This is a genomic window from Streptomyces sp. NPDC002573, from assembly GCF_042889625.1.
Taxonomy (GTDB): domain Bacteria; phylum Actinomycetota; class Actinomycetes; order Streptomycetales; family Streptomycetaceae; genus Streptomyces; species Streptomyces gibsoniae.
The window spans coordinates 69,081-82,912 of the sequence record NZ_JBIARC010000012.1; the positions used below are offsets into that span (position 1 = coordinate 69,081).

Sequence of the window (13,832 nt, forward strand, 5' to 3'; positions counted from 1 at the left end):
GTACGGGAAGTGCGCGAGGGACGCAGACTCGGGGGACACGGGCTGAGGGAAGGCAAGAGGGAAGCAGGTGTCGGAGCCGGACACGGAGGACCGCAAGCCGCGGTCGGACGAGGCGAGGAGCGCGTACCCGTCCCCTGGGCGGGACGGCGACGACTCCGTGGTCACGTCCGAGTTCACGATCCCGCTGGGGATCCCGCAGCCCACGGGCGGCGTCGCCGACTCCTCGACGACCTCCGAGTTCGCCGTCCCTCAGGGCCTCGATGTGCCGGCCGTAGGCACGGAGCCGGAGACGACGTCCGAGTTCGCCGTCCCGGACGGCCTGGAGGTCCCCCAGCTGCCCGCGGCCGAGCCGGAGGGATCGGCGTTCAGCCCGCCGAGCACCTACAGCGTCCGGCACGCCCCGGCCGCCTTCACCCCGCCGTCCGGCATCCCCGCGGTCCGGCTGGCCGAGGAGGCGCCCTGGCAGGACCGTATGCGCACGATGCTGCGCCTGCCGGTCGCCGAGCGGCCCGCGCTGGAGCCCGTGCACAAGATCGGCGAGACGGGCCCCGCCGTGCCCCGCGTGCTCGACCTGACCCTCCGTATCGGCGAACTGCTGCTGGCGGGCGGCGAGGGCGCCGAGGACGTGGAGGCCGCGATGTTCGCGGTCTGCCGGTCCTACGGGCTGGACCGCTGCGAGCCGACCGTCACCTTCACGCTGCTGTCCGTCTCGTACCAGCCGTCCCTGGTGGAAGACCCCGTGTCGGCGTCGCGGACGGTCCGCCGCCGCGGCACGGACTACACCCGCCTGGCCGCCGTCTTCCGGCTCGTGGACGACCTCAGCGACCCGGGGACCGCGATCTCCCTGGAGGAGGCCTACCGCCGGCTCGCCGAGATACGCCGTAACCGGCACCCCTACCCCGGCTGGGTGCTGACCGGGGCGAGCGGGCTGCTCGCCGGTGCGGCCTCCGTCCTCGTCGGCGGTGACCTCCTGGTCTTCATCGCCGCGGCGATCGGCGCGATGCTCGGCGACCGGCTGGCGTGGCTGTGCGCCGGGCGCGGACTGCCGGAGTTCTACCAGTTCACGGTGGCCGCGATGCCACCGGCCGCGATCGGCGTCGCGCTCACGGTCGCCCATGTCGACGTGAACGCGTCCGCCGTGATCACCGGTGGTCTGTTCGCGCTGCTGCCCGGACGGGCCCTGGTGGCGGGCGTGCAGGACGGTCTGACCGGCTTCTACATCACCGCGGCGGCCCGCCTGCTCGAAGTCATGTACTTCTTCGTGGGCATCGTCATCGGTGTGCTGCTGATCCTCTACTTCGGGGTGAAGCTGGGCGCCGAGCTGAACCCGGACGCCGCCCTGAGCCTCTCCGAGCGGCCGGTCGTGCAGATCATCGCGTCGATCCTGCTGTCCATGACCTTCGCGATCCTGCTCCAGCAGGAACGATCGACCGTGCTGCTGGTGGCCCTCAACGGAGGGGTCGCCTGGTGCGTGTACGGCGCCATGCACTACCCCGGCGGTCTCTCGCCGGTCGCCTCCACGGCCGTCGCGGCCGGTCTGGTGGGCCTGTTCGGACAGCTGCTGTCGCGCTACCGTTTCGCCTCCGCGCTGCCGTACACGACCGCCGCCATCGGGCCCCTGCTGCCCGGTTCGGCGACCTACTTCGGGCTGCTGTCGATGGCCCAGAACCATGTCGACAAGGGCCTGGTGTCCCTGGCGAAGGCCGCCTCCCTCGCCATGGCCATCGCCATCGGTGTGAACCTCGGGTCGGAGATCTCCCGGCTTTTCCTACGGATTCCGGGCGGTTCCGCGGAGGGACGCCGGGCGGCCAAACGGACGCGCGGCTTCTGACGCACGCTCCGGGGCCCTGACCACAGGGCCCCGGCTCAGTTCTGCGGGTAGCCCTGGCCGTAGGGGTTCGACTGCTGAGGGTGCTGGGGGTGCTGCGGCTGCTGAGGGTGCTGCGGCTGCGCATAGCCCTGGTCGGAGCCGTACGGCTGCTGCTGCGGCTGCTGGTAGCCCTGGGGGTGCTGCTGGGCGTAGGGCTGCTGCTGGGGCCGGCCGTAGTACTCGTCGTAGCCCTGGTTCGTGCCGTACGGCTGCTGGGCCTGCCCGGCGTGGTGCTGGTCGCCGTACGTCTGGCCCTGGTGCTCGTACGCCTGGTCCGGCCGGCCGTAGGCCTGGCTCTGGTCCTGGTGGGCCGGCGGCACGGCGCGCAGCCGCGTCGTCGCGTCGTCCATGACCGGCTGCTGCCCGAAGGGCGGCTGCTGGAGGGGCGACTGCTGCGCGGCCGGGGTCTGCGCCGGCTCATTCTTGGCCTTGGCGCGGGCCCGCAGGAACTCGATGGCGATCGGGACGACCGAGACGAGGACGATCAGGATGAGGATCGCCTCGATGTTGTTCTTGACGAAGCCGATGTTGCCCAGCCAGGAGCCGAGCAGGGTGACGCCCGCGCCCCACAGGACGCCGCCGATGACGTTGAAGATCAGGAACGAGCGGTACCGCATGCCGCTGACGCCGGCGACGATCGGCGTGAACGTGCGCACGACGGGCACGAAGCGGGCCAGCACCAGGGACTTCGGGCCGTACTTCTCGAAGAACTCGTGGGCCTTGGTGACGTTCTCCTGCTTGAAGAGGCGGGAGTTCGGCCGGTTGAAGAGCGAGGGTCCGACCTTCTTGCCGAACATGAAGCCCGCCTGGTCGCCCAGGATCGCGGCGACGCAGATCAGCGCTATGGCTCCCGCCAGGGGAAAGTCCATCTGATGCGAGGTGATCAGCAGACCGCAGGTGAACAGCAGCGAGTCGCCCGGCAGGAAGAAGCCGATGAGCAGTCCGGACTCGGCGAAGACGACTAGGAGCAGGCCCCAGACCCCGAAGGTGTTCAAGAGGTGGTTCGGATCCAGCCAGCTCGGGCCGAGGGCAAGCGTCATCACGGTTCCGGGCTCCTGAAGGGGTGAAGGGAGGTGCGGCACCCTGACGGGCGGCCGGCACCACGGCGATGGCCGGACAAAGCTATCAACGGACGGTGTCCCCACCGGGTTCCACCGGTGTCTCCAGGATGCACTGTGCGTGCAGTAGGACGGTAAGGAGCACCGGCCCTGACTGCGGGAGCCGGCGCCCCTTACCGCGGCTGTCCCGCGCTCACCCCTCGTGACGGTCCGCGTTCGCCGCGATCGCGTCCCTGAGGTGCTCGGCGAGACCCGGCCGCATGGCGTCGTAGAACGCCTTGAAACGCTCGTCGGAGACGTACATCTCGCCGAGACAGCGGTGCAGCTCGTACGAGCAGTCGTAGAACCAGGTGCAGATGTGCTGCCGGTGTTCCTCGGCCAGGTCCATGGCCCGCTCCCCGGACGCGGGTTCCCCGGCGGCCATCAGGGCGTCGTAGCGCTCGCCCCAGGCGGCCACCTCGTCCTGGACGCGCTTCCAGTCGTCCTTGGTGTACCGCGCGGTGCGCCGCTGCGACTCGGCGTACTCGGACGTGCCGCCCCAGCGGCGCTCGGCCTCCTCCGCGTACTGCTCCGGGTCTCTGTCCCCGAACACCTCGAACCTCTCCTCGGGCGTGAGATCGATGCCCATCTCGCGTGCCTCCATGGCGTGCTCCACGGCCGCCGCCATCTTCTGCAGTCTCTCGATCCGGGCGGTTAGCAGTTCATGCTGCCGGCGCAGATGCGCGCGCGGGTCCGCGTCCGGATCGTCGAGCAGGGCGGCGACCTCTTCGAGCGGAAAGCCCAGTTCCCGGTAGAACAGGATCTGCTGCAACCGGTCGAGGTCGGCGTCACCGTAACGCCGGTGACCGGCGTGGGTGCGCTCACCGGGTACGAGCAGGCCGATCTCGTCGTAGTGGTGCAGCGTGCGCACCGTCACACCGGCGAAATCGGCCACCTGGCCGACCGAGTAACTCACTTCCGCTCCCTTCTGGGTACGCATGCCAGGCTCGGGCCTCACGCCACGTGAGGTGCAAGGCGCATTTTCCCGGGCGCCACGGAACACCCGGAACACCCTGAATGCCCATGAATGCCGTGAATGCACTTGATGCGGGCGGCGCCCTGAGTGCACGGAACGCCCGCGCGCCAGGGCATTCATGAGGTTTTGCCCGCCTATGGTGGGCCCGTGGCCCAGGACACCGTGCGACAGGCACCCGTCGCCCCGGCGACCCCCGCGCGGGGACTGCTGCCACTGGTTCTCCCGGCGCTCGTCGTCGGGGTCGGAGCCAGCCTCCTCTACCTCGGTGTGAGCGGGCTGGCCACGGAGCTCCAGCACGCCCTGTGGGAGAACCTGCCCGACGCGCTGGGCGTGGGCCGCTACTCGGTGCTCTGGATGCTGGTCGTGCTCACCACGACGGGCGTCCTGGTCGGCCTGGTCGTCTGGAAGGCGCCGGGGCACGCGGGGCCCGACCCGGCGACCCTGGGGCTGGCCGGCACGGCCCCGCTTCCGTACCCCGTCCTCCCGGGGCTGCTGCTGGCCGCCACGCTGATGCTCGCCGGCGGTCCGAGTCTCGGCCCGGAGAACCCGATCCTGTTGGCCAACGCCGCCCTGGCGTTCCGGCTGGGCCGCAGGGCCGCGCCCCGGCTGCCGGGGGAGGCGTGGGCCGGGCTGGGCGAGGCGGCGACCATCGGCGCGCTGTTCGGCACGCCCTTCGCGGCCGCGCTGCTGCTCTCCGAGGCGCTGGCCGGGCGGCCGTTCAGGGGGCTGCTGTGGGACAACGTCTTCGGGCCGCTGGTCGCGGCCGCCGCCGGTGCGCTGACCACCACGCTGCTGGCCCGGCCGAGCTTCGACCTGGATGTGCCCGCGCTGGGCCGGCCCCGCTGGAGCGATCTGGTGAGCGCGATGGCGGTGGCCTCCGCGGTCGCGCTGCTCGGGATGACCGCCGTGTACGCCTTCCCGTACGTCCACGGCGCCTTCCGGCGGCTGCGGCACCCGATGGTGGCCCTTCCGGCGGGCGGGCTCGTGCTGGGGCTCCTCGGCGCCCTCGGCGGCCGTCTGACGCTCTTCAAGGGGCTCGACGAGGTGGCGGTGCTGGCCCGCGACCCCGACGCCTGGTCGGCCGGGCAGTTCGCGACGCTGGCCGTGGTGAAGCTCGCGGCCCTGCTCGTCGCGGCGTCCTGCGGGTTCCGCGGCGGACGCATCTTCCCGTCCGTGTTCATCGGCGCCGCGCTCGGCCTGTGCGCGCACGCGCTCTTCCCGGCCGTGCATCCGTCGGTCGGGGTGGCCGCCGGGGTGCTCGGACTGCTCCTCGCCGTGACCCGGCACGGCTGGATGAGCCTGTTCACGGCCACGGTGCTGGCGCCCTCCCCCGCGATGCCGGCGCTGCTCTGCATCGCGTCCCTGCCGGCCTGGCTCCTGGTCACGGGCCGCCCGCAGATGCAGCTCCGGGAGGACGGGACCGCGCTCCGGTGAACGCCGGCGCGGGAGCGGAACGGGTGTTTCCTTTCCTTACGTTTCACTCGGTGAACGGCGAGGGGCCGGGAACCGATGATGGGACAGGGGCGAGGATCACCGAGGGGCGCGGGCCGCAGGCCGGTCAACCGGCGGGCACCGCCCGTGCGATGAACGAGAGACCGAGCACACCGCCGCGTACGACCGCAGAACCGCGGAAGGTACGACCGCAGGGAGCACGACCGCAGGACGCACGACCGCAGGACGCACGACCGCAGGACGCACGACCGTTACGACACGACGGGAGACGACACACCATGCCGCTGCACACGGGCCAGGGGAAACCCGACGAGCGCCCCAGGTCGATGAACCCCTTCTACGGGGAGGCCAACCCGGTCGCCGAGATGACCGAGGCACCGCCCAGGCACCGGCTGCCCGAGGGCCCGATACTGCCCACGACCGCCTACCAGCTGGTCCACGACGAGCTGATGCTGGACGGCAACTCACGGCTGAATCTGGCCACCTTCGTCACCACCTGGATGGAACCCCAGGCCGGTCAGCTGATGGGCGAGTGCCGCGACAAGAACATGATCGACAAGGACGAGTACCCCCGCACGGCCGAACTGGAGCGCCGCTGCGTGGCCATGCTCGCCCATCTGTGGAACGCGCCGGACCCGCAGTCCGCCGTGGGCTGTTCGACGACCGGGTCCAGCGAGGCGTGCATGCTCGCCGGGCTGGCCCTCAAGCGCCGCTGGGCCCAGCGCAACGCTGACCGCTACCCCTCCAAGGAGGCCCGCCCGAACCTGGTGATGGGGATCAACGTCCAGGTCTGCTGGGAGAAGTTCTGCAACTTCTGGGAGGTCGAGGCGCGCCAGGTGCCCATGGAGGGCGACCGGTTCCATCTGGACCCGCAGGCCGCCGCCGACCTGTGCGACGAGAACACGATCGGCGTGGTCGGCATCCTCGGCTCCACGTTCGACGGGTCCTACGAGCCGATCGCCGAGCTGTGCGCCGCCCTGGACGACCTCCAGGAGCGCACGGGCCTGGACATCCCCGTGCATGTGGACGGCGCCTCCGGGGGGATGATCGCGCCCTTCCTGGACGAGGACCTGGTGTGGGACTTCCGGCTGCCGAGGGTCGCGTCGATCAACACCTCCGGCCACAAGTACGGGCTGGTGTACCCGGGCGTGGGCTGGGCGCTGTGGCGCGACGCGGAGGCCCTTCCGGAGGAACTCGTCTTCCGCGTCAACTACCTGGGCGGCGACATGCCGACCTTCGCACTCAACTTCTCCCGCCCGGGAGCCCAGGTCGTGGCCCAGTACTACACGTTCCTGAGGCTGGGCCAGGAGGGCTACCGAGCGGTCCAGCAGACGACACGGGACGTGGCACGGGGGCTCGCGGACCGGATCGAGACGCTGGGGGACTTCCGACTCCTCACCCGAGGCGAGGAGTTGCCGGTCCTCGCGTTCACCACCAGGCCGGACGTGACGGCGTACGACGTCTTCGACGTCTCCCGGCGGCTGCGCGAGAACGGCTGGCTGGTGCCCGCGTACACCTTCCCGGCCAATCGCCAGGACCTGTCCGTGCTGCGGATCGTGTGCCGCAACGGCTTCTCCACGGACCTGTGCGAGCTGTTCATCGAGGATCTGAGCCGGCTCCTGCCCGAGCTCCGGCGGCAGCCGCATCCGCTGACGCGGGACAAGGCTGCCGCCACGGGCTTCCACCACTGACACCGCCGGACCACCCGGACCACCGGACCGCCGGTCAGCCCTGGGGCGTGTCCCGCTCCAGGGCCACCAGCTCGAAGGCCGTACGTCCGTCCAGCGACTCCCGGACGATGTCGGCGTGGCCCGCGTGCCGGGCCGTCTCGCGGATCAGATGGAGCATGAGCCACCGCATCGAGACGCGCTCGTCCGGCGGGAACCAGGGGTCGTTGGGGAGCGGGAAGGTGTCGTCGAGGCTCGGCACGGATCGGATGTACGCCTCCGTCTCGGCGGCGACCTTCTCCCAGTACGCGAGCCGCGACGCGACCGTCTCGTCCGCCAGGAGCTCGAAGCTCTCGTGCCAGTTCGCCTCGGTCCGCCGCAGGGCCGGCGGCTCCTGCCTGGCCCGGGCGATCCAGCCCTGCTCGGTCTCGGCGACGTGCTTGAGCAGCCCGCCCAGGGACAACTGGCTCGCGCTGGGGCGGGACCGCGCCTGCTCGTCCGTCAGTCCGAGCAGGGCCCGGCGGATGCCGCCGCGCTGCTCCTCCAGGAAGGAGAGCAGTGCACCGCGTTCGTCGCCCCGCTCCTCCGCGCGTACATGCATGACCATGACCGTCCGCCTTTCGTCGGTTCTGGCGAGGTCGCCCTCTGCCTGACACCGACGACGCTAGGGACCCATGCGGTCAGCTTCTGTCCGCATGGGCCCCTACAACGACATCATCTGGAAGAACGGGAAAGCGGAGAGAACTCGGCGGCGAACTCAGAACGGGAACGCGCTCCGCCCGTGCTGCACCGAGATCCACTTCTGCGTGGTGAACGCGTCGACGGTGGTCTCGCCGTTGAGCCGGCCCATGCCCGAGTGCTTCTCGCCGCCGAAGGGGACGAGCGGCTCGTCGTGGACCGTGCCGTCGTTCACATGGAACATGCCTGTGTCGATCTGCTTGGCGAAGGCCACACCGCGCTCGACGTCGGCGGTGTGGACGGCGCCGCTGAGGCCGTACGGGGTGTCGTTGACGAGGCGGACGGCCTCCTCCTCGCCGTCGAAGGGGATGAGGAGGGCGACCGGGCCGAAGATCTCCTGCCGGAGGATCGAGGACTCGTCGGGGACGTCGGTGAGGACGGTCGGCTGCACCAGGTTGTCGGTGGTGGTGCCGTGAACGAGCGCCGTGGCGCCCTCCGCGAGGGCCTGCTCCACCGCGCCGGAGATCGCGTCCGCCTGCGAGGAGTTGATGACCGGGCCGAGGACGGTCTCCGGGTCGCGCGGATCGCCGGCCTTGAGGGACTTCACCTTGGCGACGAACTTGTCGGTGAACTCGGCCTGGATCGAGCGGTCCACCAGGATGCGGTTGGCGGCCATGCAGACCTGCCCCTGGTGCACGAAGCGGCTGAAGACGGCCGCGTCGACCGCGTAGTCGACATCCGCGTCGTCGAGGACCACCAGGGCGCTGTTGCCGCCGAGTTCGAGGACGGTGCGCTTGAAGAGCGACGCGCAGACGGTGGCGACGTGCCGGCCGACCTTGTCGGAGCCGGTGAAGGAGATGACCTTCGGGACCGGGTGCGCGATGAAGGCGTCGCCTATCTCGGCTATGTCCGTGATCACGACGTTCAGCAGACCGCCCGGCAGTCCCGCGTCCTCGAAGATCTTCGCGATCAGGGAGCCGCCGACGACGGGGGTGTTCTGGTGCGGCTTGAGGACCACACCGTTGCCGAGGGCGAGCGCCGGGGCGACGGACTTGATCGCGAGCAGGAAGGGGAAGTTGAACGGGCTGATCACACCCACCACGCCGACGGGCACGCGGTAGAGGCGGTTCTCCTTGCCGTCGATCGGGGACGGGAGGATCTTGCCTTCGGGGCGCAGCGCCAGCTGGATCGACTCCCGCAGGAACTCCTTGGCGAGATGCAGCTCGAAGGCGGCCTTCAGCCGGGTGCCGCCCAGCTCGGCGATGATCAGGTCGGTGATCTCCGCCTCGCGGTCCTCGACGAGTCTGAGGGCTTTCTCGAACACCGCGCGACGCGCGTAGGGGTTGCCGGCCGCCCACTGCTTCTGGGCGGCCTCGGCGGCCTTGTAGGCGTCGTCGACCTCGTCGACCGTGGCGATCGTGATCGACGCGAGCTTCTCACCGTTGTAGGGATTGAAGTCGATGATGTCCCAGGAGCCTGTTCCCGGGCGCCACTCACCGCCGATGTACTGCTGAGCCAGATCGGTGAAGTTGGACGACATGTGAACCCTCAATCCCTCGCAGCCGAAGCAGACACCCGTTCACACACCCGCGATCGCGTCACGGCCTGATCACGCGTCATCGTACTTGTGTTTAAAGGGAGTTGCGGGGCCGCTGTGCATACTCCGGGAAGAGTCTCAGGAAAGCTGGAGCAGCCCCCGCAACAAGTCGCGGCTTTCGTCCGGTCCGGGGCTGTCCTGCTGCAGCTGCTTCATCGCGGTCTCGTACTGCAGCACGTCCTCGCGCTTGTCCAGATACAGGGCGCTGGTGAGCTGCTCCAGATAGACCACATCGGACAGATCGGACTCGGGGAAGCTGAGGATGGTGAAGGCACCGCCCTCACCGGCGTGCCCGCCGAAGCTGAACGGCATGATCTGGAGACGGATGTTGGGACGTTCCGAGATGTCGATCAGATGCTGCAGCTGGCCGCGCATCACCTCGCGGTCGCCGTAAGGGCGGCGCAGGGCGGCCTCGTCGAGAATGACGTGAAACTGCGGGGCGTTCTCCGAGACGAGGTACTTCTGCCGTTCGAGCCGCAGGGCCACCCGCCGGTCGATGTCCGCCGCGCTCGCACCCTTCATACCCCGGGCCACGACCGCGTGGGCGTACGCCTCGGTCTGCAGCAGGCCGTGCACGAACTGGACCTCGTAGGAACGGATCAGATGTGCCGCGCCCTCCAGGCCGACATAGGTGGGGAACCAGCTCGGCAGCACGTCGGAGTAGCTGTGCCACCAGCCGGCGACATTGGCCTCCTTCGCGAGGGAGAGCAGGGACGTCCGTTCGGCTTCGTCGATGATCCCGTACAACGTCAACAGGTCCTCGACGTCACGTGTCTTGAAGCTCACCCGTCCCAACTCCATGCGGCTGATCTTCGACTCCGAGGCCCGGATCGAGTAGCCCGCCGCCTCTCTGGTGATGCCGCGCGTCTCGCGGAGGCGCCTGAGATGGGATCCCAGCAGAATGCGCCGCACCACCGACCCGCTCGAGTCCCCAGCGCTCACTTGTCAGCCTCCCCAACGTCCTTCAGATCGCGCAGTCTGCCACTAAAACACTTCGAGCAGTACTCGTACGGTTACAGAAATGGAAAGCAGCCAAAGCCGAGACACGACAGAGATCGGGAAGGGGCAAGCAAGGGGGAAGAAAGTGGTCGACGAAATAAGCAGAAAGTCGTACAGGAACGGCCAAATCCGGCGCGTGCACGTGCATCTGCCCTTGCATCTGCCTGGCTCATCCGAAACCATGGTCCCGCGCCACCGCTGCATCGCACCGACCGCGAACACCCGGGAGTGCCTCGCATGGGGACGAATGGATCGACCATGCTCGAGCCCTTACGGCAGGGACTTCCGCCGCTCGACCTCGCGACCGTGTCCAGCGCAGCCTCCTGCGCTCTGCCGGCCCGCCTGGAAGCGGTCAGGGAAGCACGGCAGTTCACCCGCAGAACCCTGAACCAGTGGGACGTGGGCGAGTGCTTCGACGATGTCTGTCTCGTGGTCTCCGAACTCGTGACCAACGCACTGCGGCACGCCCTGCCCTCACCCTCCCAGCACTCGGGCGACCAGCACCCACCGGTACGGCTGCACCTGATGCGCTGGACCACGCGCCTGGCGTGCGCCGTGCGCGACCCCAGTCACGACAGTCCGGTCGCGGGCGACTCCGAGGACTTCTCGGCGGAATCGGGCCGCGGGCTGTTCCTGGTCGACTCGTTCGCCGACAGCTGGGGCTGGCACCCGCTGGCGGGCACGCTGAACGGCAAGGTGGTCTGGGCCCTGTTCCGGCTGCCGTCCCCGTCGGCGTCCGCGGAGTGACGCCCCGCGGCGTTTTCCGATGCGACGGATCTACGCGTGTTACATCCTGCGGCGCGGTGACGCCCCGCAGGATGTACGCGGTCATGGGCCGACCGGGGACCGGCCACCACGGCCGGTGGCACACCTCCTCAAGGGCGGGGCGCAGCCCGAAGCGGACGAGCGCACCCCTGCGCCCCGGACGCTCTACGCGCGTCGCGGGCGCCTGCACGTGTTACCGCCTGCCCGCGCCCGTCACGCGATCAGATGGTCGAACTCGCCGTCCTTGATGCCGAGCAGCATCGCCTCGATCTCCGCACGGGTGTAGACGAGCGCCGGCCCATCGGGGAAGCGCGAGTTGCGTACCGCCACCTCTCCCCCCGGCAGCCGGGCGAACTCCACACATGACCCCTGGGAGTTGCTGTGCCGGCTCTTCTGCCAGGCCACTCCGTTCAGCTCCGTCGCAGCCATGCCGTTGTACACGTCATCCACGTCGTACACGTCGTGGTCCACAGGTCGCTCCCGGGTGGTGCATTGGCTGATATGGCCATCGATGCAGTGGTCAACTGCCCCGGATCATAACTCCGTTCACATGCAGGTGCATGGGCAGATGCACGTGCACGGGGGGTGTTCCTGCGATTACAGCTTTTGCAAGGCCTTGACTACAGCGTGACTACCGCCTGACTACAGTTCGTCAAGCGTCTGCCCCAGAGCCCGCAACACATGCGACCTCCAGCCCCCGTCCATGATCTTCCGCGCCATCAGCTGTGCCGGATCGTCCGGATCGAACCCTTCATGTACTAGGAACAGACGCGTTCCGCGCCCTTCCTGTTCCAACGTCCATGTGATGGTCCAGTCCACGGGACGGGCGGGGTCGGCGTCGGCCCACCGGACGCGCAGCATCCGCCCGGGCTCGAAAGCAAGAACCCGCACGTCAACCGCGCCGGAGAAGTTGGCGTTCGGCCTCGGGACCGAGGTCATCGTGTAGCGGTGACCGACTTCGAGACGGAAGTCCTCCGCCCCGGGCATCAGCCACTGCGCGAGCAGGGCGGGTTCGGTGAGGGCGCGCCAGACCTTGGCCGGCGGATGCGGCAGGAATTGGTCGACGCGGATGGTGGTGAGGTCGCCGTCACCGGGTGCGGTGCTCATGGTCGGTCATCGTCGGGCATACGGTCGAGCAGTTCACCGAGGCCCTTCAGTCGCTCGCCCCAGAACCGCTCGTACGGGTGGAGCCAGTCCTGCACCTCGGCGAGCGGAGCCGCCTCCAGGCGGTAGATCCGCCGGCGTCCGGAACGCTGCTCGCTGACCAGCCCGGCCTCCCGCAGCACCTTCAGATGCTCCGAGAGGCTGGGCCGGCGCATGGCGAAGTGATCGGCGAGGGCCTGGACGGGCTGGGGCCCCTCGTCGCGCAGCAGGCGCAGCACCTCACGGCGCGTGGCGTTGGCGAGGGCGGCGAACACCCGGTCCTCGTCGGCCGCGCGGACATCGGCGGCCGTACCCCCCGTACCCGTCCCGGTCATGGCGCGATCAGAAACCTTCCTTCTCCGTGAGCAGCATCAGACCGTTGCCGTCGGGGTCCTGGAAGGAGGCCATCCGGCCCCAGGGGAGGTCGTCCGGGCCTTGCACGGAGACACCCGCCGCGGTCAGCCGGGCGCAATCGGCGTCGACATCGGTCGTCACCAACATGATCCCCCGGGCCTCGCCGGGCCGGAAACCGCCCATGTCCGGACCGGAGAGCGTGAAGACGGTCTGCGCGCCCTCGGGCGCGACCTGGAGCCACCGCCCCTGGGGCATGGCGCGGTCGGCGGCGACCTTGAAGCCGAGGAGCTCGGTGTAGAAGCGCAGGGCGCGGTCCTGGTCGGAGACGGGAAGGGTGACGAAGGAGGCATGCGTGATGGTCATACGCAGCACAATAGGTAGGTCATTTCCTACGCGTCAACCGTAGGGGAATTCCTACGCATCGGCCTCACGCCACCTTGCCTCCCTGTTCGATGCGGTCCCGTGGCTCCGTCCGGGCCCCCGACCGTCCTGGATCGATCCGCGTGAGCAAACGCACGCCGGACGTTCCCGTTGCGGGCACAAGTCCTCCTGGTAGCTTGCTGCGGCCGTTCCCGACCTCATCCGGCAACCTTGGGAGACTTCAGTGATGACGGCGATCCACGTCACCCGCCGGCAGGCCCATGTCACGCTCGCGTCCGCGGGCCTGGCGGCTGTGCTCCTGCTGACCGGCTGCAGCAGCGGTTCCGGGGACAGCGGCTCGGGGGCCGGCGACTCCTCGACGCCGAGCGCGGCCGGATCCACGGCGGACACCGGCGGCTCCCCGAGCGCCAAGGCCGGGAAGCTGGAGGGCAGCTGGCTGGCCACCACCGGCGGCAAGGCCGTGGCCCTGGTGATCACGGGCAATCAGGCAGCGCTCTTCTCGACGGGCGGCACCGTGTGCAGCGGGACCGCGGGCGAGGAGGCGGGCATGCAGATGGTCCACCTCAAGTGCACGGACGGCAGCAAGAACCGGGCGAGCGGCATGGTCGACTCCGTGAACTCCGCGAACATGAAGGTGACCTGGGCGGGCGGCGTCGGCACGGAGACGTACACGAAGGCCGAGGGCGGCAAGCTGCCGAGCGGGCTGCCAACGGCGGGCCTGGGTCAGTGACGCGTCACCGGTCACCGGGGGCCTGATACCGGTCGTCATCCGGCGTACGGGAGGAATCTCCGGCGGCGTATGGGGGCACAGGGGATGAACGGCCCTCGTCGTACTCCAGGGCGCATGCGGGAT

At 69.5% G+C, this 13,832-nt stretch carries 14 protein-coding genes; 5 read left to right on the forward strand and 9 right to left on the reverse strand.

What is annotated here, in order from left to right; translation table 11 throughout:
* Window positions 1–67 precede the first annotated feature (67 nt).
* Window positions 68–1,831: a threonine/serine exporter ThrE family protein gene (locus ACFYX0_RS14280; RefSeq protein WP_388970152.1), complete on the forward strand. Its 1,764-nt coding sequence runs from the start codon at window positions 68–70 to the stop codon at window positions 1,829–1,831.
* 35 nt (window positions 1,832–1,866) lie between these two features.
* Here the strand turns inward: ACFYX0_RS14280 and ACFYX0_RS14285 are convergent, their stop codons facing one another.
* Both ACFYX0_RS14285 and ACFYX0_RS14290 read right to left on the reverse strand, forming a co-directional pair.
* On the reverse strand, window positions 1,867–2,913 hold the full coding sequence (locus ACFYX0_RS14285; protein ID WP_388970154.1) for a VTT domain-containing protein: 1,047 nt from the start codon (window positions 2,911–2,913) through the stop codon (window positions 1,867–1,869).
* A 208-nt stretch (window positions 2,914–3,121) separates the two neighbouring features.
* Entirely contained in the window at window positions 3,122–3,883 is a 762-nt protein-coding gene (locus ACFYX0_RS14290; protein WP_388970156.1) for a MerR family transcriptional regulator, read from the reverse strand.
* 207 nt (window positions 3,884–4,090) lie between these two features.
* On the opposite strand from ACFYX0_RS14290, the gene ACFYX0_RS14295 reads away from it, so the two are divergent.
* Together ACFYX0_RS14295 and ACFYX0_RS14300 are read left to right on the forward strand one after the other, a co-directional pair.
* Entirely contained in the window at window positions 4,091–5,377 is a 1,287-nt protein-coding gene (locus tag ACFYX0_RS14295) for an ion channel protein (RefSeq protein ID WP_388970158.1), read from the forward strand.
* A 296-nt stretch (window positions 5,378–5,673) separates the two neighbouring features.
* Entirely contained in the window at window positions 5,674–7,086 is a 1,413-nt protein-coding gene (locus ACFYX0_RS14300; protein ID WP_388970160.1) for a glutamate decarboxylase, read from the forward strand.
* 34 nt (window positions 7,087–7,120) lie between these two features.
* Here the strand turns inward: ACFYX0_RS14300 and ACFYX0_RS14305 are convergent, their stop codons facing one another.
* The 3 genes from ACFYX0_RS14305 to ACFYX0_RS14315 all read right to left on the reverse strand — a co-directional run bounded on the left by ACFYX0_RS14305 (window position 7,121) and on the right by ACFYX0_RS14315 (window position 10,252).
* Window positions 7,121–7,669, reverse strand: a complete 549-nt coding sequence (locus ACFYX0_RS14305) for a DinB family protein (protein ID WP_388970162.1) — start codon at window positions 7,667–7,669, stop codon at window positions 7,121–7,123.
* 150 nt (window positions 7,670–7,819) lie between these two features.
* The gene (locus ACFYX0_RS14310) at window positions 7,820–9,280 is read right to left on the reverse strand and encodes an aldehyde dehydrogenase family protein (protein ID WP_388970164.1); all 1,461 of its coding nucleotides are present in this window, start codon (window positions 9,278–9,280) and stop codon (window positions 7,820–7,822) included.
* A gap of 135 nt (window positions 9,281–9,415) precedes the next feature.
* Window positions 9,416–10,252, reverse strand: coding sequence for a helix-turn-helix domain-containing protein (locus ACFYX0_RS14315; protein ID WP_388970309.1), 837 nt, complete (start codon window positions 10,250–10,252; stop codon window positions 9,416–9,418).
* 342 nt (window positions 10,253–10,594) lie between these two features.
* Between ACFYX0_RS14315 and ACFYX0_RS14320 the strand changes: the two genes are divergently transcribed.
* A complete protein-coding gene (locus ACFYX0_RS14320; protein ID WP_355913001.1) occupies window positions 10,595–11,083 on the forward strand; it encodes an ATP-binding protein in 489 nt (162 codons plus the stop codon).
* Window positions 11,084–11,314: 231 nt separating this feature from the next.
* Here the strand turns inward: ACFYX0_RS14320 and ACFYX0_RS14325 are convergent, their stop codons facing one another.
* The 4 genes from ACFYX0_RS14325 to ACFYX0_RS14340 all read right to left on the reverse strand — a co-directional run bounded on the left by ACFYX0_RS14325 (window position 11,315) and on the right by ACFYX0_RS14340 (window position 12,961).
* Window positions 11,315–11,572: a DUF397 domain-containing protein gene (locus ACFYX0_RS14325; RefSeq protein WP_311694822.1), complete on the reverse strand. Its 258-nt coding sequence runs from the start codon at window positions 11,570–11,572 to the stop codon at window positions 11,315–11,317.
* A gap of 171 nt (window positions 11,573–11,743) precedes the next feature.
* Window positions 11,744–12,208: an SRPBCC domain-containing protein gene (locus ACFYX0_RS14330; RefSeq protein ID WP_388970166.1), complete on the reverse strand. Its 465-nt coding sequence runs from the start codon at window positions 12,206–12,208 to the stop codon at window positions 11,744–11,746.
* Window positions 12,205–12,579 (reverse strand): ArsR/SmtB family transcription factor, encoded by a 375-nt coding sequence (locus ACFYX0_RS14335; protein WP_388970168.1) that lies wholly within the window; start codon window positions 12,577–12,579, stop codon window positions 12,205–12,207. The genes ACFYX0_RS14330 and ACFYX0_RS14335 overlap by 4 nt, the downstream gene beginning before the upstream one ends.
* Before the next feature lie 7 nt (window positions 12,580–12,586).
* Window positions 12,587–12,961, reverse strand: a complete 375-nt coding sequence (locus ACFYX0_RS14340) for a VOC family protein (RefSeq protein ID WP_388970170.1) — start codon at window positions 12,959–12,961, stop codon at window positions 12,587–12,589.
* Between the two features lie 244 nt (window positions 12,962–13,205).
* On the opposite strand from ACFYX0_RS14340, the gene ACFYX0_RS14345 reads away from it, so the two are divergent.
* Complete coding sequence (locus ACFYX0_RS14345; protein WP_388970172.1) at window positions 13,206–13,709, forward strand: hypothetical protein; 504 nt, start codon at window positions 13,206–13,208, stop codon at window positions 13,707–13,709.
* The last annotated feature ends 123 nt before the right edge of the window (window positions 13,710–13,832 follow it).